The organism is Streptomyces sp. NRRL WC-3549 (assembly GCF_000721935.1).
Lineage (GTDB): Bacteria > Actinomycetota > Actinomycetes > Streptomycetales > Streptomycetaceae > Streptomyces.
Window position 1 is genome coordinate 79,172 of sequence record NZ_KL585429.1, and the last position, 595, is coordinate 79,766.

At 75.8% G+C, this 595-nt stretch carries 1 protein-coding gene and 1 pseudogene; one reads left to right on the plus strand and one right to left on the minus strand.

Annotation, left to right across the window (positions count from 1 at the left end):
• The coding region (locus IH13_RS0130010) for a helix-turn-helix domain-containing protein (protein ID WP_037842813.1) at positions 1–212 on the minus strand (212 nt) is incomplete at its 3' end.
• Between the two features lie 71 nt (positions 213–283).
• Between IH13_RS0130010 and IH13_RS0130015 the strand changes: the two are divergent.
• Positions 284–595 (plus strand): annotated as a pseudogene (locus tag IH13_RS0130015) (C4-dicarboxylate ABC transporter); the annotation flags it as partial.

The following is a 595-nucleotide window of genomic DNA, read 5'->3' on the forward strand; positions in this document are numbered from 1 at the left end:
CGCTGCCGCTCCATCGAGCGGATACGGCTGGAGGCGGCGGGCTGGGTGATGCCGACGTCCCGCGCCGCGCGGCCCAGGCTGCCGTGCCGGGCGACGGAGAGCAGCAGCACCATCGCCCCGAGGTCCGGCACCCGGTGCGGCAGCGAGTGCAGCGGGCGGGCGTCACCGGCCCCGGGGGGCGGCGGACCGGCGGGCTGGAGCGGAGGGGACATAAAGACAGCTTATGACCTCATAGGTCCGGGCTCCCTGGTGGGCCGCACACCGTCCCGGGGAGAATATTGGCATGGCCATCTATGCGCGGGTCCAGACCCCGGAACCCGCTCCCCCGCCCGCCCCGTACCGGCTCCCCGCCCTGCGGCACATCGGCCCCAACTGGTACGCCACGGTCATGGGCACCGCCGTCGTCGCGACCGCCGGCGCCGCCCTGCCCGTCCACGTCCCGGGGCTGCGGAGCGTCTGCGTCGCGGTGTGGGCCCTGGCCTCGGTACTGCTCGTCGCCGTCCTCGTGGCGCGAGCCGGGCACTGGGCCGCCCACCGCGACCAGGCGCGCGCCCACCTCCGGGACATCGCCGTCGCCCCGTTCTACGGCTGCCTG